The organism is Paraburkholderia sp., from assembly GCF_050742655.1.
Classification (GTDB): Bacteria; Pseudomonadota; Gammaproteobacteria; order Burkholderiales; family Burkholderiaceae; genus Paraburkholderia.
The window spans coordinates 29318-55255 of the sequence record NZ_JBOIGG010000026.1; the positions used below are offsets into that span (position 1 = coordinate 29318).

At 60.3% G+C, this 25938-nt stretch carries 23 protein-coding genes and 2 pseudogenes; 14 read left to right on the top strand and 11 right to left on the bottom strand.

Going from position 1 to position 25938, the window contains the following annotated elements:
* Positions 1 to 84: 84 nt before the first annotated feature.
* The 5 genes from ACREXZ_RS27605 to ACREXZ_RS27625 form a co-directional block, all read right to left on the bottom strand.
* A complete protein-coding gene (locus ACREXZ_RS27605) occupies positions 85 to 1278 on the bottom strand; it encodes a monodechloroaminopyrrolnitrin synthase PrnB family protein (RefSeq protein WP_431767309.1) in 1194 nt (397 codons plus the stop codon).
* A 302-nt stretch (positions 1279 to 1580) separates the two neighbouring features.
* Positions 1581 to 2090, bottom strand: a complete 510-nt coding sequence (locus ACREXZ_RS27610; RefSeq protein ID WP_431767310.1) for an ATP-binding cassette domain-containing protein — start codon at positions 2088 to 2090, stop codon at positions 1581 to 1583.
* A gap of 3 nt (positions 2091 to 2093) precedes the next feature.
* Positions 2094 to 2249 carry a hypothetical protein gene (locus ACREXZ_RS27615; protein ID WP_431767311.1) on the bottom strand — a complete coding sequence of 52 codons (156 nt, stop codon included), beginning with the start codon at positions 2247 to 2249 and terminating at the stop codon, positions 2094 to 2096.
* A gap of 152 nt (positions 2250 to 2401) precedes the next feature.
* Complete coding sequence (locus tag ACREXZ_RS27620) at positions 2402 to 2680, bottom strand: ABC transporter permease subunit (protein ID WP_431767312.1); 279 nt, start codon at positions 2678 to 2680, stop codon at positions 2402 to 2404.
* 8 nt (positions 2681 to 2688) lie between these two features.
* Positions 2689 to 2868 carry a hypothetical protein gene (locus ACREXZ_RS27625; RefSeq protein WP_431767350.1) on the bottom strand — a complete coding sequence of 60 codons (180 nt, stop codon included), beginning with the start codon at positions 2866 to 2868 and terminating at the stop codon, positions 2689 to 2691.
* Between the two features lie 412 nt (positions 2869 to 3280).
* On the opposite strand from ACREXZ_RS27625, the gene ACREXZ_RS27630 reads away from it, so the two are divergent.
* The 9 genes from ACREXZ_RS27630 to ACREXZ_RS27670 all read left to right on the top strand — a co-directional run bounded on the left by ACREXZ_RS27630 (position 3281) and on the right by ACREXZ_RS27670 (position 11077).
* Positions 3281 to 3679: a cupin domain-containing protein gene (locus ACREXZ_RS27630; RefSeq protein WP_431767313.1), complete on the top strand. Its 399-nt coding sequence runs from the start codon at positions 3281 to 3283 to the stop codon at positions 3677 to 3679.
* A 1-nt stretch (position 3680) separates the two neighbouring features.
* A complete protein-coding gene (locus ACREXZ_RS27635; protein WP_431767314.1) occupies positions 3681 to 4739 on the top strand; it encodes an Ldh family oxidoreductase in 1059 nt (352 codons plus the stop codon).
* Positions 4740 to 4756: 17 nt separating this feature from the next.
* Positions 4757 to 5158, top strand: a complete 402-nt coding sequence (locus tag ACREXZ_RS27640) for a RidA family protein (RefSeq protein ID WP_431767315.1) — start codon at positions 4757 to 4759, stop codon at positions 5156 to 5158.
* Positions 5158 to 6093, top strand: coding sequence for a fumarylacetoacetate hydrolase family protein (locus ACREXZ_RS27645; protein ID WP_431767316.1), 936 nt, complete (start codon positions 5158 to 5160; stop codon positions 6091 to 6093). Before ACREXZ_RS27640 ends, ACREXZ_RS27645 begins: the two co-directional genes overlap by 1 nt.
* A complete protein-coding gene (locus ACREXZ_RS27650) occupies positions 6090 to 6833 on the top strand; it encodes an SDR family NAD(P)-dependent oxidoreductase (RefSeq protein ID WP_431767317.1) in 744 nt (247 codons plus the stop codon). The genes ACREXZ_RS27645 and ACREXZ_RS27650 overlap by 4 nt, the downstream gene beginning before the upstream one ends.
* 57 nt (positions 6834 to 6890) lie before the next feature.
* Positions 6891 to 8507 (top strand): FAD-dependent monooxygenase, encoded by a 1617-nt coding sequence (locus ACREXZ_RS27655; protein WP_431767318.1) that lies wholly within the window; start codon positions 6891 to 6893, stop codon positions 8505 to 8507.
* 4 nt (positions 8508 to 8511) lie between these two features.
* A complete protein-coding gene (locus ACREXZ_RS27660) occupies positions 8512 to 9420 on the top strand; it encodes a VOC family protein (protein ID WP_431767319.1) in 909 nt (302 codons plus the stop codon).
* Positions 9421 to 9555: 135 nt separating this feature from the next.
* Positions 9556 to 10395: an amidohydrolase family protein gene (locus ACREXZ_RS27665; RefSeq protein ID WP_431767320.1), complete on the top strand. Its 840-nt coding sequence runs from the start codon at positions 9556 to 9558 to the stop codon at positions 10393 to 10395.
* Between the two features lie 166 nt (positions 10396 to 10561).
* Positions 10562 to 11077: a MarR family winged helix-turn-helix transcriptional regulator gene (locus tag ACREXZ_RS27670; protein ID WP_431767321.1), complete on the top strand. Its 516-nt coding sequence runs from the start codon at positions 10562 to 10564 to the stop codon at positions 11075 to 11077.
* Between the two features lie 262 nt (positions 11078 to 11339).
* Here ACREXZ_RS27670 and ACREXZ_RS27675 read toward each other — a convergent pair whose 3' ends face one another.
* Both ACREXZ_RS27675 and ACREXZ_RS27680 read right to left on the bottom strand, forming a co-directional pair.
* A complete protein-coding gene (locus tag ACREXZ_RS27675; protein ID WP_431767322.1) occupies positions 11340 to 12662 on the bottom strand; it encodes an amino acid permease in 1323 nt (440 codons plus the stop codon).
* Positions 12663 to 12791: 129 nt separating this feature from the next.
* Positions 12792 to 13886 (bottom strand): aminotransferase class V-fold PLP-dependent enzyme, encoded by a 1095-nt coding sequence (locus tag ACREXZ_RS27680; protein ID WP_431767323.1) that lies wholly within the window; start codon positions 13884 to 13886, stop codon positions 12792 to 12794.
* A 332-nt stretch (positions 13887 to 14218) separates the two neighbouring features.
* Here ACREXZ_RS27680 and ACREXZ_RS27685 point away from each other — a divergent pair.
* A pseudogene (locus ACREXZ_RS27685) lies at positions 14219 to 15405 on the top strand (IS3 family transposase).
* A 27-nt stretch (positions 15406 to 15432) separates the two neighbouring features.
* On the opposite strand, the gene ACREXZ_RS27690 reads toward ACREXZ_RS27685, so the two are convergent.
* From ACREXZ_RS27690 to ACREXZ_RS27705, 4 genes and pseudogenes are all read right to left on the bottom strand, one after another.
* Complete coding sequence (locus tag ACREXZ_RS27690) at positions 15433 to 18504, bottom strand: efflux RND transporter permease subunit (protein WP_431767324.1); 3072 nt, start codon at positions 18502 to 18504, stop codon at positions 15433 to 15435.
* 10 nt (positions 18505 to 18514) lie between these two features.
* A complete protein-coding gene (locus tag ACREXZ_RS27695; RefSeq protein ID WP_431767325.1) occupies positions 18515 to 19681 on the bottom strand; it encodes an efflux RND transporter periplasmic adaptor subunit in 1167 nt (388 codons plus the stop codon).
* Positions 19678 to 20283: a TolC family protein gene (locus ACREXZ_RS27700; protein ID WP_431767326.1), complete on the bottom strand. Its 606-nt coding sequence runs from the start codon at positions 20281 to 20283 to the stop codon at positions 19678 to 19680. The genes ACREXZ_RS27695 and ACREXZ_RS27700 overlap by 4 nt, the downstream gene beginning before the upstream one ends.
* A 139-nt stretch (positions 20284 to 20422) precedes the next feature.
* Positions 20423 to 21208, bottom strand: a pseudogene (locus ACREXZ_RS27705) (TolC family protein); the annotation flags it as partial.
* A gap of 468 nt (positions 21209 to 21676) precedes the next feature.
* Here ACREXZ_RS27705 and ACREXZ_RS27710 point away from each other — a divergent pair.
* The 4 genes from ACREXZ_RS27710 to ACREXZ_RS27725 are packed head-to-tail and all read left to right on the top strand — an operon-like array spanning position 21677 to position 25467.
* On the top strand, positions 21677 to 23956 hold the full coding sequence (locus tag ACREXZ_RS27710; protein ID WP_431767327.1) for a beta-eliminating lyase-related protein: 2280 nt from the start codon (positions 21677 to 21679) through the stop codon (positions 23954 to 23956).
* Positions 23889 to 24683, top strand: a complete 795-nt coding sequence (locus ACREXZ_RS27715) for a hypothetical protein (protein WP_431767328.1) — start codon at positions 23889 to 23891, stop codon at positions 24681 to 24683. Before ACREXZ_RS27710 ends, ACREXZ_RS27715 begins: the two co-directional genes overlap by 68 nt.
* Positions 24683 to 24859 (top strand): hypothetical protein, encoded by a 177-nt coding sequence (locus tag ACREXZ_RS27720; protein ID WP_431767329.1) that lies wholly within the window; start codon positions 24683 to 24685, stop codon positions 24857 to 24859. The genes ACREXZ_RS27715 and ACREXZ_RS27720 overlap by 1 nt, the downstream gene beginning before the upstream one ends.
* A gap of 14 nt (positions 24860 to 24873) precedes the next feature.
* Positions 24874 to 25467: a hypothetical protein gene (locus ACREXZ_RS27725; RefSeq protein ID WP_431767330.1), complete on the top strand. Its 594-nt coding sequence runs from the start codon at positions 24874 to 24876 to the stop codon at positions 25465 to 25467.
* Positions 25468 to 25938: the final 471 nt, after the last annotated feature.

The window sequence follows — 25938 nt, forward strand, 5'->3', positions numbered from 1 at the left end:
CCGAACGTTTCTTTTCATTTAATACACTTCTTTTGTTTCATATATGGATGGCTTTGTGCCAGACCTGCTACACGACTATCAGACTTATCGACCGATAACTGCTTGCCGACTTGCAGCGCGTAGTCGCTCAAGATCTGCATGACGTGTATCGATGTCGTCCCGATCTACGGCAAGACGCCTGTCGCGAAGTGCCGCGAGCGCATTGACAACAACCTGCAGTGGCGGACCGCTCGCGGTAATCTGCTTTAGATCGCGCTCCTCCAAGGCCACGGCTGGCGCTTCGATGAAACGCTTGACGAAAAGATCGTGGTGCTGAGCCGCGGTGAAACCGTGTGCCTCGCAGACCGAGATGAATGCGGAGAGCGAAGGTTGAAGTGCCCGTCCTATCGGTCCTTGATCTAACTGGGCAAGCCAGCAGTCAAGCAGACTCGTGCGTCGACTCGCGCGCTGAAGGATTTGCTGGTCCTCTGCTGTCATGAACGCTATTTTTTCGAGCATCACGGATGCATAGCTGGCATCCGATGTCCGGCACAAACCCAACTGAAGATCAATCTCGTTGATCGCAGCGAAATCGCCTGCGTTGGCGCCACGATATTCCGTGCGTCCAACGCGGTAGCTTTTGAAGTAGGGGCGAATGTTGTAGAAGAACCGCCGCACGTCGAGTTTCTCGTCCAGTTCCTTGTTGTGCGCAGCAACGTCCAGCAACGCGCGCCTGGCTTCCTGCAACAGATAGACGGAAACCGGATGAGTCACGCCTAGCGGAACGATCCGACGAAGCACGTCGGCGGCCCGGATGTATCCAAGGATGCTCAAGCAGTTGTAGGTGATGAATATCTGCTCGTCCTTCAGCCAGGTGAAGCTCTTGTGATAGCCGCTGTGAGCGAGGTTGCGCAGGTTGACGTGGGCGGTCGCAAATCGGGGCATGACGCCGAGCCCCACGGCGAGCTTTTGCGCGAGCGCACTTGCCTCCGGAAAAGGAGAGCGTTGCTCGCGATCAGGATTGGTCATCTCATGACGGCGAAGTGCTGCCATGTACAAACCAATGTTTCCGAGGATATCGTAGGCAGCTTCCTCATCCGTCGGAAGGGTGGCTGCTTCGAGCGCCGACGCAATTAGCGCTCGGCCCTCATCACACAACGCAGTTTTCGTCTGTTCGCAGTGGCCTTCGACGGCAGCGGGATTCTCCAGCCCGAAGTAGAACTCCTCGAGTTCAGTGTTCAGGTCCTTGAAACGGCTTCTGATCCATTTATCAAAAGCGAATATCTGCGAAGTGGACATGTTCAGTTCCTGTTCGACAGCTTGACTGCGCCGCCTCACGTATTAACGATATGCAAACAGACGATCTGGTACGTCTGTCAAACGTTCTCGGGAAATCCGTCTCATGCTCGAGTGCGTCACCTAACAGCGCAGGCTTTGAGAGGAGGGCGTTGCACGATGAACCCCTGTGCCGCTCTGCCAGAAGTATTAAGCTATATGAAAAGTATCTTGATGTAAATGATACGTGACATCTACTGTTGTGCGAGGGCAGCGAATGATGAGGCACCCTTTCCTCATGACCCCCAACGCCGGGACAGCAATTCTCATTGACAGGCAAGGACACGCTGACACTGTCCACCGGACAGTTGATGAGGATAGCGGTAGAGCATTTCGGAGGGCGCGGGCAGATGTACGGATTCGAGGTAACGGCGTGCGATGTCGGCATGCTCCCGCGCGGGCACCCCGAGTCGTTTCAGATGCTCGGTAAACGTGGCACCAATCGTCCATAGCGGATTAAGTGCGGTCAGTGGTTTCTGCGGAACAAAAGCGATCTGACGACCGAGCATGTCTCGATGTTCCCGCGAACTCATCGCGAGCATGTCGCGGCCGGTGAAGCGCATCTGCCGGTTCGTCACCTCGAAGCCAGGCGGTAGCAGGCCCGAGATCAAACGCGCCAGCATGCTTTTGCCTGTGCCCGATTCGCCCACCACACCGAGCATGCGTCCTCGTCGCAGATCGATTCGCAAGTCGCGTAGAACGGCAACCGACTGTCGGCCGATCGTCGTGCTCAACGTGACACCGTCGACCGAGAGTACCGGGTCCTCGGTCCGCATGGATCAGTCTCCTCTTGCCCGCATGCGCGGGTCTAGCGCGACACGCAGACCGTCGCCCAGCAGGTTGCAGCCGAGCACGGTAACGACGATAGAGAGCACCGGGAACAGCAAGCCCGACAGCGATTCGTGCATCGAGATGCGCGCGTCTGCGATCATCACGCCCTAGGCCCGCGACATTGGCGGGCACACTGAGTCCGATGAAACTCAACAGCGGTTCGACAGAGATCGCCACCCCCATTTCGAGCGACAACAGGGTGATGATCATCGATAGTGCGGCGGGTAAAACATCACCCGCAGGTGGCTGAAGTTCATCAACTGAGCTGCCAGAACATAGTCGCGCTGGCGCACCACCATGACTTCGGCGCGTACCACGCGACAAAAGCGGGTCCAGTCGACCAGCACGATCGACAGGATGACGTTTCGACGCCTACGCCCAGACTCACCATGAGCACCAGTGAAAGCACGACGGGTGGGAACGACATCCACAGATCGACCAGATAGCTGATCGTGCGATCTACCCAGCCGCCGAAATGGCCGGCGAGAATCGCCAGCACGCTGCCGAAAAGTCCCGCGCCAAGCGCTGCAATCACGGCCACTGTTAGTGCAATACGCCTGCGGTACAGCAGGCGCGAAAGGACATCGCGGCCGAGGCTGTCCGTGCCGAGCGGAAATGCCCAGTCGCCGCCGGCGGCGAGAGCATGTGCAGGAGATCCTGGTCTTGCGGATTGTGCGGCGCGAGCCATGGCGCAAACAGCGCGCATAACACCACGCCAAGCATGATGGCGGTGCCGAGCCACAGGTTCAAACCGCGCAATCGCTGACAGGGTGGGCGGCGTAGACGCTTTGCGTAACAACCGTCGTTGGCGCACCGATTCTTTCGCACTTTGTGTTGAGCGCCTACATCCCGGGGCAATTTGCCGTGACGCTGGTGTTGTGCGCGGTGTTCTATCCGTTGCTCCGCCTGAGCGTACTGAAGCCGCGTGGGCTGCGCATCAGCAAGCTGATCATACTTCAGGGTATAGCCGCGCGCAGACAGGGTTGTCAAGTTTGCCGGGCGGCAGTCGGGTGGTCAGAATTTTCGTCATATACATTGATATAAAGAAACAATACGTAGATAATAAATTTCATGCAGGGTAGTCGCCCGTCGGGGCATTCCTGCGGGCCAAACCAGAATTGAATGGAGTCGAACGATGATCAATCAGCCGGGTGCACCGGATCTCGCCGAGATCCTGATCCAGAGTGACGACCTCGAATGGCGCCCCAAGTCGTTGAAGGGTGTGCATGAAAAGATGCTCTGGCGCGACGATGCGACAGGTGCGTCGATTGCGCTGATTCGCTTCGATAAGGGTGTCGGGATTCCGCAGCCGCATTCGCATGCGTCGAATCAGTTCATGTTCTGCCTGTACGGGAAGTACGAATACACATCGACTGGCGTAACACTGGTGCAGGGTAGCTTCTACTGCAATCCGAAGGGGCTCGTACACGGACCGACGCTCGCGCATGAAGAGACAGTGGTAGTCGAGGTCTACGACGGCCCACACTATCCGCAGAAGCCAGATTGGTACACCGACGAGCGGGATGCCCACTGACATGGGAGCGAATGTTTCCGTCTCGGTGCCGCGCCTCGTTGACGGGGTAGCGCGAATTCTGCAGGGCGCAGGAGTGGCTCACGACGATGCGCGCACAGTAGCCTCGTCACTCGTCGCAGCTGACCAGGAAGGCATTTCGTCGCACGGGGTGATGCTGGTACCGCTGTATGTGAAGCGGTTGCTGGTGGGTTCGGTGGCGGCTGGCGCGAAGCCCACGATTGTCTCGGATAGCGACAACGCGATCGTGATCGACGCACAACATGTACTCGGGCAGATCAGTTCCACGTTTGCCGTCGAACTGGCTTCCTCGCGTGCTACGCGTTATGGCATGGCCAGCGTAGCCGTGCGCAACGGCTTTCACTTCGGTACCGGCAGCCGCTGGGCAGGCATGCTTGCACGACAAGGTCTTGTTGGCGTCGCGATGTCGAACACACGCCCGTTGATGCCTGCTCCGGGCGGTGCGCAGGCGGTGGTCGGTAACAATCCTCTCGCAATCGGCCTGCCGGCAGAAGAGGGTGCACCATTGGTGCTCGACATGGCAATGAGCGCGAGCGCGATGGGCAAGATCCGTCTTGCGCAGGCACGCGGCGAGAACATTCCTGCCGACTGGGCCACCGATGCCAACGGTGCGCTCACCACAGACCCTGCAGCGGCGATCAAGGGAATGCTATTGCCCGCGGCGGGGCCGAAGGGTTTCGGACTGGCTGTCATGGTCGACCTGCTGTGCGGTGGACTCGCGAATGGCGGTGTCGGCAATGCGGTGAAGCCTCTCTACGGCGACGCCACCGATCCGTACGGTTGCTCGCATTTCTTCCTCGCTATCGACGTCAACCGCTTCCTGCCAATCGAGCAGTTTCGCACGACGGTAAGTGCGCTGTCGTCGCAGATCCGTTCATCACGGCGGGCGCCGGGCGTCGAACAGTTGTACATGCCGGGCGACATCGCTGCGCACCAGGCGCAACTCAATTGCGACTTCGTGACGTTGCCAGTCGAGCTGCTCGGAGAACTCGATCAGAGCGCGCGATCGGTCGGCATAGCGCCTCCTTCCTTGACTGAATAACCAGGAGCAACATCACTATGAGCAAGCAACAGATCTCGACACAGAATCTGCGCGAACCGAACGGACATTTTTCGCAGGCGACCGCCATTGAAGCCACGGGACGCCTCGTATTCATCTCGGGCATGACGGCCCGCAAGCCCGACGGATCGATCGCGGGTATCGGGGACATCGAGGCGCAGACGCGCCAGGTGTGCGAGAACCTGAAGGCTGCTGTCGAAGCCACCGGCGGGAAACTCGAAGACATCTGCCGCGTCGACGTGTATGTGCGCAACATGGAGCACTTCGACCGGATCCATAAAGTACGTCGCGAGTATTTCCAGGCGCCGCTTCCTGCTTCGACGATGGTTGAAGTGACCAAGATGGTCTCGCCTGAGTATCTGATCGAGATCAACGCGATCGCCGTAGTGCAGGGTGCGTGATGGCGGATACCTTGCATGTGGGGCTCGCGCGGGTGAGCGTCGACGACGTCGCTCACGTGGCGCTGGTCGAGAATGGCGTTGCGACGCCACTGCCGGAATTCAACGGCAGTATGGTCGATCTGATCGTTGGCGGTACGGATCGTCTGAACGAAGCGCGTGAGCTGGCTCGCGGTGCGAGTCGAATCGGGGTCGAGCTGAGCGCAGTGCGGCTGCTGGCGCCGATCGATCGCTTTCGTCGCGACGTCATCTGCGCAGGCTGGAATTACTGGGCGCACTTCGAGGAGAGCAAGGGCAAGCGTGAAGGTCAGGACGTGGACAAGCCTAATGCTCCTACGTTTTTCACGAAAGCTCCCGACGTGGTGATCGGACCAACCGATCCGATTGGCTGGGACCCGCGCATTTCCGTCAAGTGGGACTACGAGGCCGAGATCGCCGTGATCATCGGCAAGACCTGCCGCAGCGTGCCGGTCGATGCGGCGCTCGAGTATGTGTTCGGCTATTGCCTCGCGAACGACGTCTCCCAGCGTGATCTGCAACGTCGGCATGGCGGCCAGTGGTTCAAGGGCAAGAGTATCGACGCGACGATGCCGCTCGGACCCTGGATCATTCCGGCCGACACGTTTACGCCCGACGACGTGCAACTGAGCTGCGTCGTGAATGGCGAACTGCGCCAGAACGCCAGCACCAAACTGATGGCATTTTCAATTGCCGAGCTGATCGCCGAAGCGTCGTTCGGCATGACCCTGTATGCGGGCGATGTCCTGCTGACGGGCACGCCTGCAGGCATCGGCAATGCGATGGAGCCGCCGTGCTATCTCGTCGAAGGCGACGAGGTGGTGGTCAGCGCAACAGGCATGGGCGAACTGCATAACCGTTTCGTGCGTGCCGATCTGTACGGTGCGTCGGACGTCATCATCGGTGGAGCGAAAGCATGAAGGCGCAATTCGATGCAACAGGCAGCGTGATCGCGATCACGGGAGCGGCTAACGGCATCGGCAGGGCGCTCGCTCTGGCGTGCGCGAAAGCCGGTGCAAAAGTCATTGCGCTGGACGTCGACGATCGCGAGGGCGAAGCGCTGCAGAGCGAACACGCACATATCGAATACCGTCATCTGGACGTGGCTGATCGTGCCGCGGTCAGCCGGGTTTTCGCTGACGTGCTGATGCGTCATGGACAGATCGACGGTCTCGTACTGGGCGCAGCAATCCAGCCGCGCATACCCGTGCAGGACACGCCGGCAGATACCTGGCAGCACGTGCTCGACGTCAATCTGAACGGCGTCGTGTGGTGCTATCAGGCTGTGTTGCCCAGCATGATCGCGCGCCGTGCCGGTTCGGTCATTGCGTTTTCGTCGGGGCTGGCGTCATCCGGTTGGCTGGGAGCTTCCGCGTATGCGACGACTAAGGCCGCATTGACTGCGTTCGTCAAAAGCGCGGCGAAAGAAGTCGCCGCGCATCGCGTGCGTTTCAATCTGATCGCACCAGGTGTGATCGATACGCCGCAATATCGCCGTGCCAACGAAGGCAACGACGGTGCGCACTGGCAGCAGACGCTCGGTGTCGGCGCGGCCGACGACGTCGTAGGCCCGTTGATGTTCCTGCTCTCGGACGCCGCCAGCATGACCGCATCGCTCGTGAGCCGGGATTTCGCCTATGCGTCGCGCGACGACGCCTGATTTCAACCGCAGTGCTGGCGTCGACCGTCGACGCCGCGCTGGTTTTGCAGCCAAGCCATGTCTACCCAACCCTCACTTCCTGTATTGATTGTCGGTGCCGGTCCGATCGGGCTGGTCACCGCGCTGGCCCTTTCGTTCTACAAGATCCCGTTTCAGCTGTTCGAAGAGGACGGCACGCTGTCGCTCGATACCAAGGCCGGTACGATTCTCACCCGTACACTCGAAGCATTTCGCCGCTACGGCGTAGCAGACGACGTGCTCGCACGCGCTCTACGCATCGACGAGATCGGTTCCATCGAGCGCGCGACCAACATCGCGCGTGACTCGGTGCGCACCGACGTGCTGCGTGACGAGACGCGTTACCCGTTCGTGATCAATCTGCCACAGCATCATCTCGAACCGATTCTCGCGGCAAAAGTCGAGGCGAGTCCGTATGGACAGATGCACAAGCAGCATCGGCTGACCCGCTTCGATCAGCAGGCCGATCGCGTGGTTGTGCACCTCGACACGCCCGATGGACCGCGCGAAGTCGAGGGCTCGTATCTGCTCGCGTGCGATGGCGGTCGCAGCGTCGTGCGTCAGCAGATGGGTGTGGAGGTCGAAGGGAAAACGCTCGACGTCCGCTATCTGCTGGTCGATTTCAAGGTCGATTTCGACGTGCAGAACGCGCGCGATTACCCCTATCTCGCCTATTTCTCGGACCCCGAGGAGTGGATGATCCTCGTGCGGCATCCGCACTGCTGGCGCTTTCTGTTTCCGATCGACCTCACAGGCCTCGAGCCCGACGAGGAGCAGTTGCGCGCCAAGGTGCGGCGTTTTATCGGCGATGTGGCGAACATCGAGTATCTCGGCAAGGTCGTCTATCGCGTGCATCACCGGATCGCGTCGAGCTGGAAGGATGGACGTGTGATGCTGATGGGCGACGCGGCGCACCTGATCACACCGATGTGGGCCCTCGGCCTGAACACGGGTGTACTCGATGCGATCAATTTGCCGTGGCGGCTCGCATGGGTGCTGCGTGGCTGGGCCGATGCGAAGCTGCTCACTGGCTATGAGCGCGAGCAGCACCCGATTGCCGCGAACGGATCGGGTGAACTGGCCGAGTCGGCGCGCCTTGCAATGTCGAGCGAGGGACAGGCCGAAGTTGGCGCGAGTGGCGACAACAAATGGGGCAATGCGTGCACGCGCACGATGCTCGGTGTGTCGCTCGACGTGACCGGCAACGGTGGCGGATCGATGGTGAAGCGCGGCGCGACTGCATCCCCAATCCAGGTAGGCGACCGCTTTCCCGACTGGGAACTGCACGATGCGAGTGGCCGCGCGCTGCGTTTGCACGATCTGACTGACGACAGCTTTGTCGCACTCTATTTCACGGATGCGCGGCGCCGTCCGGCCATTGCAGCCAATACGTCGCCCGCGCTGCAGAATTTTCTTGTATCGCGTTGGGATGCACCGCTCGATTCGGGCTTGCGGGAGAGTTCGCTGCTCGATCCTGGCAGCCGGCTCTTCAAGCGGCTAGGTATTCCAGCGGATACGCTCGTGCTGATTCGCCCTGACGATCACATTGCCGCAATCTGTCCGATGGCTAGTACTACCGTGGACGCCCTCTACAAAGCAGCGACTGGCAGCCTGCCGCCCACCCAGCAAAACTGGAGCACCCATGACTTCGCCTAAAGCAGTGGGCCTCGCGGCCTTTGGTTTGCAGGTGCAGGATCTCGAGACCGCGATGCGGTTCTACGAGACATTTGGACTGGAAGGCGGGACAGAGGGTTCGGTCGCGCAAATGAAGAGCCCCGGGCGCCGTGAGACTGAGGTGTTTCTGTCGACGGGTGCGACGAAGCGATTGAATTTCTTGTCGTTCGTGATCGCACCAGGTAGCGAGCCGGCATTCCGCCAGCATCTGGCGGCGTGCGGCATCGTGGAGCAAAGCCCGCCGGACCCGACATTTCCGGATGGCGTCTGGTTCAAGGATCCGTGGGACACCTGGATCAATCTGGTACCGCGCATTCTGCAGGCCGCCCCCCAGGTCGGCAGCATTCCGATGAACCTTGGTACGCAACCTGCGCGCATCGACGTTGCGATGTGGCAGGAAGCGAAGACATGCTTGCCGCTGAGGCTCGGTCACGTGCTGATATTCACCGCAGATTGGGAAGCGGCCGAACGCTTCTATACGGACGTGATCGGATTGCGTACGACGGATCGCACTGCTGGAAAGGTTGCGTTCATGGCAGCCGGCGAGGGGTTGACCGATCACCACTGCTTTGGGTTGATCCGCAGCTCGCACCGCGGTTTCCAGCATGCGAGTTTTCAGGTGCCGACTCTCGACGACATCGGCATGAATGCCGGCCGGATGCGCGACGCGGGCTACCGGGAAGCGTTCGGCCCCGGGCGTCATGCAATCTCATCGAACGTCTTTCACTACGTGCGCGATCCGTGGGGAAGCTGGATCGAGTACTACTCGGACATGGACAAGATCACCGAGGCCTGGGTGGCGCGCGACTGGAACAATCGCCCTTACATCTGGGGGCCTGACTGGTCGCCTGAGTTTTGGGGCAATGAAATGAACGCGAACCTTGAACCGGCGTGAACGACAATGGATGCCATTTCGCTTGATGTACACACGCATCTGCTTCCTGTCCGCGCCGAAGCGCTCGCGGCATTCGACGGTGTGCTGTGGGACGCGTCGAACAGGCGTCTAAGCGTAGACGGCCACACGGTCGGGATGTCGTCGCTGTTCGATTCCAGCGAGCTGCTGCGCTGGATGTATATGCGACGCATTGCTCGTGCGTGGGTGTCGGTGCCGCCCCCGGCTTACCGGCCACATCTGGACGAGGCCGAGGCGTTGCGTTGGGCTCGCTATCTGAACGATGGCTTGCACGAGGTCGCTGTGCAAAGCGGTGGGCGCTTGCAGGCACTATTGCACCTGCCGCTGGAACAACCGAATGCCGCACTCGAGATACTGAACGCGCGCGACGCCGGCGACCTTGCGGTGGCAGGTTACGCGGCGTCAACGACGGTCGGTGAGGGAACCCTCGCCGATGCGGCACTCGATCCGGTGTGGGCCGCGCTGAACGCGCAGCGTGCGTTTCTGTTCCTGCATCCGGGCGATTGCGCCGACCCGCGTCTCAAGCCATTCTATTTGCAAAATCTGCTCGGCAATCCGCACGAAACAGCGGTGGCGGCTGGCGCGCTCGTGTTCGGCGGTGTGCTCGAACGCTATCCGGCGGTACAGGTGTGTCTTGCGCATGGCGGCGGGACTGTGCCAGCAGTCACTGGACGCTGGCAGCGCGGGTTCGACACGGCTCGCCCCGGCGTGGATCTGGGCAGGGAGGCGCCTCGCGCCGCCCTACGGCGCTTGTGGGTCGATTGCATCACGCACGACGCCGCGGCGCTGCAATGCTCATGCGCGACCTTTGGGGAGGATCGCGTGCTGTTCGGCTCGGACTGGCCGTTCCCGATGGGTTTCATCGATCCCGATCAGCAATGCGCGAGCTTGTCTGAGCAAACCCGGCATCGCGTCTTTGCCGGAAACGTCCGGGCGCTACTCGACTCGATGCGCTGATCGGCACGTTTCATCCGCGCGGGCCGACCTCAACTAGGTCGGTCGCGTCGCTCTTTTTGATATCATGAGCCCCTTATTTGAACAGGCGGGTCGTGCTGCATCTTCGCTTGCAGCGCGACCCGTCTGTCAACGTATGAAAGCGCCGGGCACACTAAAGGCTTTGACCATGAAAGAGCGTGACTACATCGACGCGGTAGTAGAAGAGTGGGATGCCCAGGGCACCGGTAGACCCATCGCCAGTGTGGCGCTCCTGCTGCGCATCATGCGCATCGGCGGCATACTCGAGCGCGAGCTCTCCACGCTTTGCGCGCGTTACAACCTGAAGCCCGGTCAATTTCAGGCGTTGGCGACATTGCGCCGCGCCTATCCACGTACGCTCACGCCTTCTGAACTCAACCACGGAACGTTGCTCACTTCAGGCGCGATGACGCCGCTGATTGACCGCCTTGAGGAAAAAGCACTGGTCAGACGGCTCGCGGACCCCGACGATCGTCGCGGCGTACGGGTCGAGTTGACCCGGGCAGGGCAGAAGCTCATTGACGAGGCGCTCGACGCACGCATTGAACGTCTGGCCGAACTTGCTGCTCAGCTGGGCGAGAGTGAAATCGTGAAGTCAGCGGCTGCGCTGCGCAAGATCATGCTGATGCTCGAAGGGCCGACCGAAAGCACCACGCACACCTGATGCGTACTGCTGTGCCCGTTGCGCCGTTAATCGCAAGAACCGTCCAACGGTCGCACGGCGAAGCGCATCGTTCTGCTCGGCATCTAAAAGTCTGCAAAGACTGAAGCCACTTTAGTCGCGCTTCGAAATCCCGCTCGGTGACATCGCGATCATGCTCATGATTTGTAGCGGGTAATGGGTAACAAAAAAGTAAAGGGCAGATGCCCGACCATCGCATCTGCCCGCAATCACACTAAGTATCACGAGTACCGCTCAGAACCCCTCAGGTCGACACCGCCGAAAGAGCCGCCAGCCGCTTGCGGAACAGGAAGTACACGAGCGACACCAGTAACAGCCACGGCACCCCGACGATCCACGACATATTCCAGTTTGCGTCGAAACCCATCGTAATCAGAATTGCCGCCAGCAGCCCAATACCGAGGATCTGCGCGTACGGGAAGAACGGCATGCGCACCGGAAGCACGCGTCCACGCCATGCACGTCGGAACTGGACGTGCGTGACAAGAATCACCATCCATATCATCACAGCGCCTAAGAGCGCGATCTCGAACAGGTAGTTATACGCGAGCGGGCTCAGGAGCGAGATGAGCGACGCAATCAGAACACCGAGACCCGACACCAGCGTGGCGGCGAGCGGCGTACCGCGTGCCGTCAGCGCGCCGAGCCAGCGCGGCGCAAACCTGCCGCGTGCGAGCGCAAACATCATCCGGGACGACAGATACAGGTTCGTGTTCATGCTGGACAGCGCCGCCGTGATGACGACAAAGTTCATCAATCCTGCAGCCTGGCGCACACCAGCGTGCTCGAACAGTTTGACGAACGGGCTTTGCTGGACGATCTTCGCACCGACCTCGGTCCACGGCAGATACGTGAGCATGATGCCGAGTGCGAGAATGTAGAAGAGGGTGAGCCGCAGCACCATCGAGCGCAGTGCGCGGGGAATCACCTTCTCCGGATCGCGAGCTTCGCCTGACGTTACCGCGATCACTTCAATGCCGAAGAACGAGAAGACCGCAATCAGCACGCTCATCCACACACCGCTCAAGCCGTGCGGCATGAACCCGCCGGCTAGGCCGATCAGATTGTGTAATCTCACCGGTTCCGCATGACCGCACGAGCCGAACGTGGCAAGACCGCCAAAACCGCAGATCGCCGCAAGCCCGAACACAATGAACGTGATGATCGCGGCCACCTTGATCAGCGCAAACCAGTATTCGAACGAACCGAAGTTCGTGACCGATCGGCAGTTGATGTAGAGGAGCACAGCACCGAACGCGAGGGACCACCACCACACCGGTATGCCTGGAAACCAGTAACCCATGTATGTGCCGACTGCGATCGCCTCGCCGCCTACCGCGACGATTTCCATGATCCAGTACGTGTAGCGCGTGACGAACTCGACCCATGGATTCAGGTACATCTCGGCGTACGTGCCGAAGGATCCGGCCGATGGGTGGGCAATGGCCATCTCCGCCAGACTGAACACCATGATCACCGCGATGATCGCGGCAATCGCGTAGCTGATCAGGACGGCCGGGCCGGCGTAGCCGATCGCTATAGTGCAGACCCGTGCCGATCGCTCCACCGATGGCGATCATCGTGATCTGCCGCTGGTTCAGCGCCTTTTCGAGGCCGGCCTCGCGGTTTGTAGCGAGTGTGACTTCCATCTGGAAACCCCTTTAAGAAAACTTGGCACGTTGACAGGACACCCGGATCAATCCGGCAACAGCGAGGCGAGGCGTCCTGCGATCGAATCGTGTGTCAGCGCACCTGGGGAAAAACGCATCACACGGCCACGCGTATCGGTGACGACACCGGCTTCCACGAGCTTCGTTTCCAGCGATTTCGGATCCACGTGCGCGGGCAGCGTCGCCATGACACTGCCGCCACGGGATGCGTCGTCGCGCGGTGAATGCAGTGCGTAGCCTTTCCTGTCGAACACGTCGATCAGTGCGTGCGACAGACGCAGGTTGTGGTCGCGCAAACCTGCGGCGGCACCCGAAAGCCGCCACGCGAGACCGGGTTCCGATGCGACAAAAGGCAGGAACGACGGCGTGCCGGTGTCGAAGCGCCGAGCTTCGTCCGCCAGCGAAAAGCGTGTGATGTCCCAGTTGAACGGGTCTGGCTGACTGAACCAGCCGGTCATCTGCGGCACGAGATCGCTATCGAGCAACCCGGGGCACACATAGCCAAGGCCGGTACCCGGCGCGCCGCACAACCACTTGAGCGTGGTCGTTGCGACGAAGTCGACTGCGGGTGCCGTCACGTCGAGATCGAGAATGCCAGCGCCTTGGGTGACGTCAACCGCGATCAGGCTGTCGTGCTTCCGTCTGTGCGCAACAAGCCGTCCGAGGTCCGCACGCTTCGATGCCGTAGACGTAACCCACGTAATCACGGCGAGAGCGACGTCGTCGCGCCATGCGTCGATGAATGCATCGTCGGTAACCCACGCGGCGCTTTGGGCGAGTGGTACGGTCTCGAGCGTGAAGCCACAGGTACGGGCAAGACCGGTCAACAGGAAATGCAGGCTCGGGAAGCAGTCGGCAGCGATCAGGACCTTGCGGCCTTTCAGGCGAGGGCTCACTGCGCCAATGAATTTGCCGAACGCCTCGGTCACGTTTTCCGCGGCAAATACATTGCGTGGGTTCGCGTGGATCAGGTGTGCCCACCCGTCGAGTACGCGCTGGCGTGCAGCCAGACCTTCATCCCAGCGCCGGTGATTCGGCGCGCACCAGCTTTCGGCGAACCCTGCGAGTGCGCCGCGGACCACGGCCTCCTGATCGGGAAACAACCCGACCGAGTGATACATGAGCCAGCCGTCGTATAGGCCTGGCGTTTTGTTTATGTTCGATTGCATAGGTGCGTTTATGTGGTTCGTCATGGTGAAAAGGTCCTTCAAAACTTGTGGCGCGTCCCGACGCGCAATACCACCTGGTTTCCATTGGACGAGCCTGGGGGAAACCGATCACTGCCGCCGTTTCCGAGCTACCGGTCGCATGCATGACGATCGATTGCACGTAGACGTCAGTGCGTTTCGATAGCAGGTAGTCGAACGTCAGGTTGAACTGGTGGTATTTGACCATGCCACGATTTCACGTACAGCAGGAATTTTGTTAATTTCCTGTGTGTACGGAGGGTTGCATGTCAGAAAGGTCCGTGCCGAAACGGCAATACACGGACGAATTCAAGGTCGAGGCTATCAGGCTTGCCGAATCAGTCGGTCAGCATGAAGCTGCGCGCCGGCTCGGCGTGCCGGTGGGGACATTAGGGAACTGGATGCGGCGTAGCCGCCGCGCCGAAGGCGTTGGCGAGGCAAGTGGTCGTGAAGCGGTCGCGGTACGAGCAACTCGCCCGATTAGTGAACTGGAAGCGGAGAACAGCCGGCTGCGCAAAGAATTGGCCAGCGCGAAACTCGACATCGAAATTCTCTCAAAAGCAACGGCGTACTTCGCGAAGGGGTCGCGGTGAAGTACGCCCGGATCGATATCTACCGCGACCGGTATAGCGTCAGTCGCTTGTGCCGAATACTTGATGTATCGCGCAGCGGCTATTGCCAGTGGCGTCAGCGAGGTTCAAGCAAACGCGCTCAGGCCAATGCAGCGCTGGACGCCGCCGTCGCCGCCATCCACCGGTCGAGTCGCGGCAGCTACGGGCGTCCTCGTATCGTGCGGCAGTTGCGTGCCCAGGGCCCAGCCGGCGAGCGCCGAACGCGTACGTCGTAGCTTGCAACGCCAGGGGTTGCGCCCGGTCTACAAGCGTCCGTATCGGGTCACGACGGATTCGACGCATCGTCTGCCGGTGGCGCTGAATCTGCTTGATCGTCGTTTCGACGGCTGGCTGCCCAATCAGGCGTGGGTCAGCGACATCACGTTCGTGCGGACCGGTGAAGGCTGGTTATATCTGGCGGCGATCCTGGATCTGGCGAGCCGGTGCATTGTAGGCTGGTCGATGTCCGGGAGAATCAACGCCGACCTGGTCTGCCAGGCACTGCGCAGCGCGTGCTGGCAACGCAAGCCGGCGCCGGGGCTGCTGTTGCATTCCGACCGCGGAAGCCAATATGCAACCGGACCTACCGGAAACTGGCCGCGGACTTCAAGATAAACATCTCGATGAGCCGACGCGCTAATGCGTGGGATAACGCCCCGATGGAGAGCTTCTTTAAGACGCTGAAAGTCGAAAGAATCTATCAGGTCCACTACGAAACACGCGCCGAGGCTCGTCTGGACATCGTCGACTGGATCGGAGGCTATTACAATCGACAACGCCTGCACACCTCAATCGACTTCCATACCCCTGTCGACTACGAGGCCCGGTTGATCGCCGCATGACTTGCTGTACGTGGAAACGAGACAGGGTCACTCGACTGCGGGGACACCTTCGATCGATGTCTTGCGTGCCCGTCGCGGGTGGTCAACGCCGAGGAGAATATAGCTGACCGGCACCACGAACAAAGTAAAGAGCGTGCCGATCGACAGTCCGGAGAAGATCACAATCCCCATTGCGTTTCGTCCGGCCGCACCCGCACCCGAGGCGATGACGAGCGGCAGTGAGCCGAGCGCCATCGCTGCTGTTGTCATCAGGATCGGCCGCAGCCGTACACTCGCTGCTTCTTCCAGCGCTTCCCGTTTCGAGTGGCCCTCGCGCTGCAACACGTTTGCATACTGGACAATCAAGATGCCGTGCTTGCTTATGAGCCCCATCAGCGTGACGAGCCCAACTTCGGTATAGATGTTGAGCGTGGTCAGACCGACGTTAATGAGCACCATCGCGCCGAAAAGTGCCATTGGCACCGTCACTAGAATCACGAACGGATCGCGGAAGCTCTCGAATTGCGCGGCAAGAACAAGGTAGACGATGAGCGTGGCGAGCAGCAGCGTCGGTATGAAGGTACCGGCCTCTTGAATAAACTGGCGGGAGGCACCCGAGTAGTCCACCGAATAACCGGTCGGTGCGACCTCCGCAAGCGTTTTTCGCATGAAGTCGAGCACCTCGCCTTGCGAAAGGCCGATCACAGGCACGCCGGCGATCGTTGCCGAGTTCAATTGCTGGAAGTGGTTGATCGATTCGGGCACGATCTCGCGACGGATGTGCGCGAACGCCGACGCCGGTACAAGTCCACCGCCCGGTGTGCGCACGTAGTAGTCGAGAACCTGTGACGGATTCAGGCGATCGCTCTGCTTGACCTGGGGAATGACCTTGTACGAGCGGCCGTCGATCGAGAAGTAATTGACATAACCGCCGCCGAGTGCGGCACCAAGCATCCGGCCGACATCGTCCTGCGTGAGCCCCATCGCTGCAACCTTGTCACGATCGACGACGAATGTCGATTGCGGCTTGTCGATCTTGAGGTCGGAGTCGATAAAGAAGAATTTGCCGCTCGCCTGTGCCTTGTGCAATACGGCCTGTGCGACTTCGTTGAGGTTGGCGATCGTTCCGGTCGAGCTGATCACGAACTGCATCGGCAGTCCCTGCGAGCCGGGCAGGGGAGGCAGCTGAAATGCCGCAACCCGCGCGCCCGCGATTGCCGACCAGCGCTTCTGCATCTCCTGTTGCAACGCGCTGGAATTCTTTTTGCGCCGGTCCCACGGTTTGAGCAGCATCCCGCCGATGCTCTGGTTCAGGGTCGGTGTGCCGGTGAGCTGAAACATTTGCGCATATTCAGGCATATCCTTCGTGAGAGCGAACACCTGGTCGGCGTAGGTCTGCATCTGCTGGATCGTGGCCGTCGGCGGTCCCTGTACCTGCGCAAGCACGATTCCCTGATCCTCCTGAGGAGCGAGTTCATACATCGATGTGTTGAACAGGTAAACCAGTCCGGCGAGCATCAGTCCTCCCATCACGACGAACACCGGCCACGTATCGAGTGACTTCTTCAGCATCTTCACGTAGCGGTTCTTGATCCGCTCCATCGTGCGATCGATGAAACCGGACAGACGCCGCTGCTTGCTGTCGACCAGCAGGAACTGGACGCACATCATCGGCGACAACGTCAGCGCAACAATGCCCGACATTGCGACCGCGGCCGCGAGCGTGAATGCGAATTCGGAGAAGAGCGCGCCGGTGAGACCGCCTTGAAGGCCAATCGGAATGTACGCCGCGATCAGCACGAGGGTCATCGCGATGATTGGGCCGCCTAGCTGGCGCGCGGCAAAGAGCGACGCATCGAGCGGCGACAGGCCACGCTCTTTCATTTGCCGGTCGACGTTCTCGACGATGATGATCGCATCATCGACGACCATCCCGATCGCGAGCACAAGTGCAAGCAGCGTAAGCAGATTGATCGTGTAGCCGAGCATCTGCATCGCGAAGAACGTACCGATCAGCGACAACGGCATCGCGATCACCGGCACGATGACCGCACGCAGATTGCCGAGGAACAGGAAGGTCACCAGGGTGACAATTGCAAACGCTTCGACGAGTGTCTTGACGACCTCTTTGATCGAGGTGTCGATGAAACCGGTCGCGTCATACACGATCGTTCCGGTCAGCCCGGTAGGCAACTGATTCTGCAACTCGGGGAAAGCCTCTCGAACGCGCTTCGCGACGTCGAGCGCGTTCGCGCCCGGTGCAACCTTGACGCCGATGAACACGGAACGTTTGCCATCGAACGACACGCTTGAATCGTAGTTATCGGCGCCCAGTTCGACGTTGGCGACGTCTTCGAGCCGGACCAGTGCGCCATCCTGCTGTTTGATCACCAGCTTCTTGAATTCGTCGACCGAGTGCAGTTCAGTTCCTGCATTCAGATCGACGCTCACCATTTGCCCCTTGGTCGCTCCAAGCGTGGCGAGATAGTTGTTGTTGTTGAGCGCGTTGTAGACGTCTGTGGCGGTCAGGTTGTGCGCAGCGAGCCGGTCGGCGTCGAGCCAGGCACGCAGCGCGAACTGTCGGTCACCGAGCATTTCGGTGGTCTGCACGCCTTCGATGGAATCGAGCCTAGGTTTGACGACGCGCAGCAGGTAGTCGGTAATGCCGTTGCCCGGCAGCACGTCGCTGTAAAAGCCCAGATACATCGCATCGGTGGTCTGCCCGACCTGGACCGTCAGCGCGGGCTGCTGCGCCAACGGCGGCAACTGGTTGCGCACCGACTGGATCTGGGTATTGATCTCGGCCAGCGCGCGGGTCGCGTCGTAATTTAGCCGCAACGTCGCGATGATCGTCGATATGCCCGTACGGCTCGTTGACGACAGGTAATCGATCCCTTGCGCCTGGCCAACTGCCACTTCGAGTGGCTGCGTGATGAAACCGGCGACGGTGTCGGCGGCCGCGCCGTAGTATGCGGTGTTGATCGTCACCACGGCGTTTTCGGTCGGAGGGTATTCGCTAACCTTCAGCATTGCCAGCGCACGCATGCCAAGCACGAAGATCAGCAGGCTAAACGCCGTTGCGAGTACCGGACGCCTGATGAAGATGTCGGTGAGTTGCATTGCGTTTCCTCTACTGTTCTTGCGGCGCAGGCGTCGCGTCGTTCTCTGGCTGCACGCTGTTATCGACGATGAGCGGCGTGCCGTTGCTGAGCTTCAACTGACCACTCGTCACGACCTGCGTACCTTCCGCGATGCCCTTGACGATCGCGATCTGGTCTCCGCGCGTCGGACCGGGCGTCACGAACACCTGTTGTGCGACCGGGAGTACCTTGCCTTGCTCGTCCGCCTGTTTGCCGGGCTGAATGACGAACAGCGTAGTGCCATACGCGTTGTAGGTGAGCGCCGTTTGCGGCAGCGTCAAATAGCGTTGGGTGACACCTGCGTCGATGTGAATGTTCGCGTACATGCCGGACAAGAGCTTCCCGTCGTGATTGTCGAGGCGCGCTTCCACGAGGACCATGCGGGTCGCGCTGTCGACTATCGGGTTAATCGATGTGATTTTGCCGGCAAACGATTCGCCAGCACGGGCGGCTGTCTTGACGGTAACGGTCTGGCCTGTCGCGAGCCGGCCGATCTGTTCCTGAGGAACGCTAAAGTCTGCGTACAGTGGCTCGATTGCCTGCAGCGTGACGATCGGGTCGCCGGGTTTCAGGTACTGGCCGGGATTGATCGTCGCGATGCCGAGGCGACCCCCGAACGGCGCGCGGATCGTCTTCTTGTCGACTAGAGCCTGCTGTTGCGCGACCTGAGCCTTCTTGCTCTTCAGGTCGGCGGCATCGGCATCGAGCACCGACTTCGCGATCGCCTTGATCTCGTATTGCGCGGTATCTCGGCTGTAGACGGTCTGCGCGAGTTCCGCGGCTGCCTTGTACGACTGCAGCTGAGCGACGTCGGCATCGTCATTCAGTTCGATGAGCACGTCACCTGCCTTCACTTCGTCACCCGAGTGGAAGCGCACCGTGCGCACGATCCCCGTGACCTCGGTCGTCACGTCGACGCCACGCGCCGCACGTACGCTACCGACCGCGTTAATCTGCGGCTGCCAGGTCTGATACGTAATATGCGTTGCACTGACGGTGGCGGGCGTAGTGGCCATGCCATCGACGAACTTCGCGATCATTTTGTTCTTGAAGGCGTTGAAGCCAATTAGCAGTGCAAACAGCAGGCCGAGGCTGATCAGCATCACAATCATGCCTTTCCTGAGCGAGCGGGGTTGCGGAAGAGGCGTGGTGTTCATTGGGGATGCTCCTCGGTCCGTTTGGCGACGGCCTGCAAGTGTTCGTCGTTGCTCCACCAGCCGCCGCCAAGCGCCTGGAACAGGGCGGCTGTGTCGGCGAAGCGCGCCGCACGAGCCTGTGCGACATCGACCGTGGTGTTGAGATACTGGCGTTGCGCGTCGAGTAGATCCAGATAGCCGACCGCGCCAAGCCGGTATTGCTCACGCGTCATCGTGAGCGTGTCCTGCGCGGATGACCACGCGCCGGTTTGCGCGCGCAGACCCGCTGCGTCGTGGTCGAGCGCGCGTAGCGAGTCGGCGACGTTCTGGAATGCCTGCAGCACCGACTCGCGATACTGGGCGCTGGCCTGCTCATAGGCGGCTTCGGCAGCGCGTTTCTTTGCGCGCAGCGCGCCGCCGTTAAAAAGAGGCTGGGTAAGCCCTGCACCGAGGCTCCACACGATGCCTCCCGCGGTGAACATATCGGCAGGCGTCGCGCCTTGCGATCCATAAGCCGTGGTGAGCGAAAACTGCGGAAACAACGCAGCGGTCGCAACGCCGACCTGCGCGCGCGCCTGGTGCAGGAGTGCTTCGGACGCGAGAATGTCGGGCCGCTGGTGCACGAGTGCTGACGGGCAGCGTATCCGGCAGGGTGAACATGTCGAGCCGGAATTCGGGGATCTGGCCGTCTGCCGGCAACCGGCCGGCCAGCGCGGCCAGTTGGTGCCGTATCTGATCGAGTTGCTGCAGTAGCGGCGGCAACCTTGCGCGCGTCTGCGCGACTTGGGTCTGCTGCGACAGCACCGCGCTACGCGCGATACCGCCTATGGCGAACTGCTTGCGCTGCAACTCCAACTGGCTTTGTTGATCGCTGGCAATCTGTTCGATTGCGGCGATCTGTGCGCGCAGCGATGCTTCGCGTATCGCAGCGGTCACGATATTGGATGTGAGCGTCAGATATGCGGCGCGTAGCTGGTAGTTCTGCTGGTCGGTGGTTGCTTGTGACGCTTCCAGCGTGCGCCGCGAGGCACCGAATAGATCGAGGTTGTAGGAAACGTTAACCGACGAGTTATACAGGTTGAGATCCTCGTTGAAGTTCGGCTGCCCAAACGAGATCCCGTTGATCTTCTCGCGTTGGACGCCTAGCTGTGCGCTGACGCTCGGCAGCAGACTGTTGCCGAATTGCGCACGGTAGTTTTCGCGGGCCTCGCGTAACGCGGCTTGCGCCGCGGCAATGTTCGGACTCTCCGTTAGCGCGCTGCGTATCAGCATATCGAGCGGTTCGCAGCGGAACAGCGTCCACCATGCGGCGGGAATATCGCCGGCAACCGTGAAGTGTTGCGACGCGCCGCCGGGTCCTGGCGAGTCGACGGTGTGTTCGGGCATCGGTTCCGCTGTGTAACGGGCAACTTGCGGAGCGTCTGGTGCCCGGAAATCAGGGCCGACGGTGCACGCGGACAGCATCGCGGCGACTAACGCCGTACACGACGCAAGCGGTCCCCACAGCCGGATCGTCGAGCCCGCGGGGTATCGCGAACCTTCGATCATTCAGGCGCCTCTATACATATCAGATAGGCTCAGTGTTGATGAAGACGCTGCCAACGGTAAGCGGCTCAGAACGCAGGTCTGTTACGCATACCGAAGGGCTGACCTTCGCATCTCGCTGTTGGCTATGCGCGACGCATGGCCTGTCACCGTATATATCGGTTCGATTCGGCTGAATCGCCGGACCGTGAGGCATCCGGCGAAACGTCGTGCTGCCTCCGTCAAGGCATCGCATGGACTATATCGATCGCCCGGACGGACGATGAGAACGCTGACGAAGCCTTGCGGTAGCACGCGAAGCGTTGCGAGTTCGCAGCGTCCTGCTGGGCTTCGCCGAACGCCAAAGAGTCTCAAAACCCCTTTGCTATAGTCCGTGCGGTGGGCTAACGCGTGCCGAATTTCGAGTTTTCCAGAAAGTGCTTGCGTTCCCATCGGCTCTCATTCTGACGATATGCATTCCTAATAGTCTAAATGGCTTATGCAATGACTGAACATGATCGTCTCAATCGCGACTGTTTGCTGGAGTCGACCGAGTCTTATCTGAAGTCGCTTGCGACCGGGATCGTTGCGGATGCCGCGGTACCACCAGCCGATTTCGACATCACCACGCCGTTTGGTGAACTGGGAGTCGATTCGTTCCGCGTCCTGAAGATGATCAAGCAGCTGGAAGAGGATTTCGGCACGCTGCCTAAAACCCTGCTGTTCGAGTATTTCAACATCGAAACGCTGGCCAGCTATTTCGTCGACAGGCATCGTGACGCGGTGATCACGAAGCTCGGCACGAAACTCGACCAGAAGCTGATGGGCAACGACACGCCCGCGGCGGCGCAGCCGTGGTCTGCCAACCCCGAGATGCCAGTCACAAACGCGCCAGCAAGCATTCGAATGCTCGCCAGGGATCTGCCCGCATTCCCAGACCTGCACGCGCAGATCGAATCATTGTTTGCCGTGCACCGGAATGAGGGCAGCGTGTCGCGGGGCACTCGCAGCATCGCGCCGAATCTGTTTATCGGTAGTGCACGCCGCGGCTATTTTCACTACAGCCGCTGTAAGGATCTGGTGCTGGCTTATGCGTACACCGGCCCGGCGGACTATTTTGCCGAGGCCGCGGCGGAATTCAACCACTACTGCGAAAAGCGGCAATACCAGTTGAACATCCTGACCGACGAGGTCGTCGAAGAGATTGGCGGTGTGAGGTTTTCGTCGACGCCGTTCGGCGTGGTGCAACGCGTGCTCGACATCGGTGCCTTCTCACTCGAAGGCGGCTCGATGCGCAGGCTGCGCTACCGGGTGTCGAAATTCGAGAAGGCGGGGGCTTGCCGCACGGTCGAATATCGCTGTGGCAGCACGCCCGACGTGGATCGCGACGTTGCGAACGTGATCGACCGCTGGTGTGAGACCAGACCGATGGTCAATCCACTGATCCACATCGTCAGGGATGAGATTCTGGCGGGACAGCTCGATTCGCAGCACCGGCTCTTCCTGACCTATCTCGACGACGTACTGCAGAACGTGATCCTGATCTCGCGTATCGCGTCGGCGACCTGCAACGGTTATCTGATGGATCTGGAGTTTTATCCGCCAGATATGCCGCTCGGCGGCCTCGAGTACGCGATCGTCAACATCATCGGCACGCTTGCGAGCGAGGGATGCGAGGTATTGAGCCTCGGCGGCACCTACGGGTGCCGTCTGACAGCATGTGCGAATGCGGACGAGGACGTGGACCGCGTGCTCGACGACCTGCATAAGCAGAACATCTTCAACGACGAAGGCAATCTGCAGTTCAAGAACAAGTTCCGCCCGGAGAACCGCACGATCTACCTGTGCCGACCGGTCGGCAGCGGCAATGCCGATAACGTCATCGACATCATTCTGATGGTCGCCGATCCGGCGAAAGCGCAAACCCCCGATGAGGAGAACCATAACGTTGGTGTGGCGGTTGCCGCGGCCCAGGCGGTGCCGGGTGCGCTGCGCGCATTGGCAGGCGGGCCACTATCGGCCGGCTCGCCGACCGGCAACGCGATGATGATCGAAGATATGGCTCGCTCACGCGTCCTGGCCGAGGCGGGTTTCAATCCGCTCAATGTTGCCGCGCAGGAGGTTGAGTTCGATCTGAAAACGGACTCCTGGGCGCAGCTGGAAACCGGGTACGTTGCACGACGCATGTCCAATCTGCGCGCACAGCTGCATCAGCCACTCGACGTCGATAGCGTGCTTAAGGATGTGTTTGGCTTTGGCTACTATTTGCTGACCGACGCTGGTGCCACCGCAGAACAACTGCTTTGCAAAGCCTGGCCCAGGCGTGGCCTCGTGCCGCAGAATATGTTGTTTCCTTCAGGCATCTTCCATCAGATCGATCAGGGCTTCACGCCGCGCGAGCTGCCTCATCCGCAGGCGCTGTGTCCGGAGTCGAGTGAGCCCTTCAAGGGCAACATCGATCTGGATGCACTGAAGGAGTACATCGCGCGGCGTGCGAACGAGATCGCCTTCGTCTGCATGGAAGTTTGCAATAACGCGAGTGGAGGGCATCCGGTATCCATCGAGCACCTGCGCGAGGTCAAGGCGCTGCTCAAGCAACATTCGATCGCGCTTGTCATCGACGGTACCCGTGTGCTCGAAAACGCGCAGTATCTGATCGATCAGATACCCGACCATCAGCGTGGTCGGTGCGGGTGCGGCTGGAATGAGACTGCTTCATACGCTCGAGCAGGAACGTATCAACGGAAATACGGAATTCATTTGGGCAAGTAACCTGGACGAAGCGGGGGCGAACGGCAGTTCCGACGCGGCGTTTCCCGGGACGGTGGATGTCGCATCGCCGCTATCATCGCGGTTCACAGATTCCGATCTGGTGTTGATTCTCGCCGGCGCGGACGACACACAGGCGCTGCTGATGGCGGGGCGCGTAGCGAGCGCTGCCCAACGGGCCGCCGCGCTTGTTGTGGGCATGCTGGAACTGGAGGCCTCGTTGCCCGTCGACCAGCAGGCGTTGATGGCCCGGATGAATTACAGCGTTGACGCGCTTGTTATCCTCCCGCCCGCCCCCGACGGGTCTCTCATGCGCAGCCTGCTCGATGCCTATATCCACGCAACCGTTTCCGGGATCGCGGGCAATTTCGGGCCGGTTGCTCCGATTGGAGCGGACTTCCTCGATGTGCGGGAAATATTCGCCGGACGTACTCTCGCCCGTATCGGGATCGGATACTCCGACCGAACGGATCGCGGACACCATGCTGTCGATATGGCGATGGCAAACATTGGCGTGCCAAGGATCCGGCGGGCTTCCGGCATCATGATCCTCGTCGCGGGTTCGCGTCTGCTGAGGCTCCGGGAGATAGTGGATGTCGCGGATGTCGTTCATGCCAACGCTCCAGCGAACGTTGCTACCAGTCTTGGGGTGCATTACGACAACCAGCTTGGAGAAGTGCTGCGGGTGACCATCATAGCGACCGCTCCGGCTCACTGCCTGCCGACTTAATGATGCGCGACCTCGCCGCGGTGCGCGATGAGGTCGCGACGGTTGCGGAGCATATGACCCGTCTCGCGTTGGATGAGGGCGGCTACGAGCTCCGTGACGAGCCTCGCAACTTCGGACGGAGCAAGGCGATCGCCGTCGGGCTCGTCGGCGGCCGGACAATGTATCGACAAGTCTAAGCAGGAAAATGGCTATGAGGAATTTCTTCGAATGGTTTGCCGACGTGGTACTGTCGTGCATCGTTGCTACCGATGCGCGATCAGCTGATCCCGTGATTGCGGCGCAAAGACACGCTACACGAGGCATGACCCTGTCACTCGTTGCTTCAGCGATCCTCTGCGGGTTCGCCCTCTACTTCACTCCGGACACCGACGTTGCCACTGGCCTCTCTGGACTGGCCGCAGCGGTTCAAGGAAGAATCGTGTTCTGGTTCTCCTGCGCTGCGTTAGTCGCGTCAGCGTGCGGGCTGTACTTTATCGTATGGTATGTGCTCGTATTACGTTGGCCCGAGCGCTTCGTGAACGTATCGAAATTGGGAGGCGTGGGAATGGACGAACAGCGGGTTCTCACAATCAAGTGTGTGAGCTTCCTCGTCGCTATTGGGGTGTGCTCTATTATTCACGGGGTCGCGCCCGGTTGGCTTACGCTGCTCGCGCTGATCTTCGTCTTGCTTTGGGCAACCTACGGGTACAAACGCCTGTTCGACGGATGGCCCGATGTGACGACCCTGACCCGATCCTGGCGCGCGTTCATGCTTGCGTTGTGCTGGCCGCTGATGGCAATTTGACGACCCGCGGAACAAAGCGCCCACAAATAGGAAGACGCGATGCGTGCTGAAGCGGACGGATTAACAACGGAAGAGCAAGCGACGCTGACCGCGATTGGACCGCTTCCGAGCTGGCACCTCGAGTGGCAGGACGATGTGCGAGAGTGACACACCGCTGTGACCTGTCCATCGTGTGGAGCGCACCTGCGTTACGAGGTGAGCGCGCTGAGCGATTTTTACTGCGCGGAATGCGACTACGACTGGCTAAAAGATAGTGACGCTCCAAAGGTGCCGGCGCCGGCATCGCTGTAACCGAGGAAAACAGGGACTAGAAATGATCGAGTTGCTTTTGTCGGTGCTGTTGATACCGATAGTCTTAGTGTGGTCTGTCCTCAGACTCCTTCAAGACATTGGCCACCTGTTCGGGCTCTGGCTCGTGCCTGCAGTCCTGTGATTTACTTCGGTGTTTTGCTGCTCGTGGTCGGCCCGTCT

Excerpts from the sequence above, each read along its gene's own strand:
- ACREXZ_RS27605 (WP_431767309.1), bottom strand. The coding sequence starts at position 1,278 with ATGTCCACTTCGCAGATATTCGCTTTTGATAAATGGATCAGAAGCCGT.
- ACREXZ_RS27610 (WP_431767310.1), bottom strand. The coding sequence starts at position 2,090 with ATGCGGACCGAGGACCCGGTACTCTCGGTCGACGGTGTCACGTTGAGC.
- ACREXZ_RS27625 (WP_431767350.1), bottom strand. The coding sequence starts at position 2,868 with ATGCTTGGCGTGGTGTTATGCGCGCTGTTTGCGCCATGGCTCGCGCCG.
- ACREXZ_RS27630 (WP_431767313.1), top strand. The coding sequence starts at position 3,281 with ATGATCAATCAGCCGGGTGCACCGGATCTCGCCGAGATCCTGATCCAG.
- ACREXZ_RS27635 (WP_431767314.1), top strand. The coding sequence starts at position 3,681 with ATGGGAGCGAATGTTTCCGTCTCGGTGCCGCGCCTCGTTGACGGGGTA.
- ACREXZ_RS27640 (WP_431767315.1), top strand. The coding sequence starts at position 4,757 with ATGAGCAAGCAACAGATCTCGACACAGAATCTGCGCGAACCGAACGGA.
- ACREXZ_RS27645 (WP_431767316.1), top strand. The coding sequence starts at position 5,158 with ATGGCGGATACCTTGCATGTGGGGCTCGCGCGGGTGAGCGTCGACGAC.
- ACREXZ_RS27650 (WP_431767317.1), top strand. The coding sequence starts at position 6,090 with ATGAAGGCGCAATTCGATGCAACAGGCAGCGTGATCGCGATCACGGGA.
- ACREXZ_RS27655 (WP_431767318.1), top strand. The coding sequence starts at position 6,891 with ATGTCTACCCAACCCTCACTTCCTGTATTGATTGTCGGTGCCGGTCCG.
- ACREXZ_RS27665 (WP_431767320.1), top strand. The coding sequence starts at position 9,556 with ATGTCGTCGCTGTTCGATTCCAGCGAGCTGCTGCGCTGGATGTATATG.
- ACREXZ_RS27670 (WP_431767321.1), top strand. The coding sequence starts at position 10,562 with ATGAAAGAGCGTGACTACATCGACGCGGTAGTAGAAGAGTGGGATGCC.
- ACREXZ_RS27680 (WP_431767323.1), bottom strand. The coding sequence starts at position 13,886 with ATGTATCACTCGGTCGGGTTGTTTCCCGATCAGGAGGCCGTGGTCCGC.
- ACREXZ_RS27690 (WP_431767324.1), bottom strand. The coding sequence starts at position 18,504 with ATGCAACTCACCGACATCTTCATCAGGCGTCCGGTACTCGCAACGGCG.
- ACREXZ_RS27695 (WP_431767325.1), bottom strand. The coding sequence starts at position 19,681 with ATGAACACCACGCCTCTTCCGCAACCCCGCTCGCTCAGGAAAGGCATG.
- ACREXZ_RS27710 (WP_431767327.1), top strand. The coding sequence starts at position 21,677 with ATGGCTTATGCAATGACTGAACATGATCGTCTCAATCGCGACTGTTTG.
- ACREXZ_RS27715 (WP_431767328.1), top strand. The coding sequence starts at position 23,889 with ATGAGACTGCTTCATACGCTCGAGCAGGAACGTATCAACGGAAATACG.
- ACREXZ_RS27720 (WP_431767329.1), top strand. The coding sequence starts at position 24,683 with ATGATGCGCGACCTCGCCGCGGTGCGCGATGAGGTCGCGACGGTTGCG.
- ACREXZ_RS27725 (WP_431767330.1), top strand. The coding sequence starts at position 24,874 with ATGAGGAATTTCTTCGAATGGTTTGCCGACGTGGTACTGTCGTGCATC.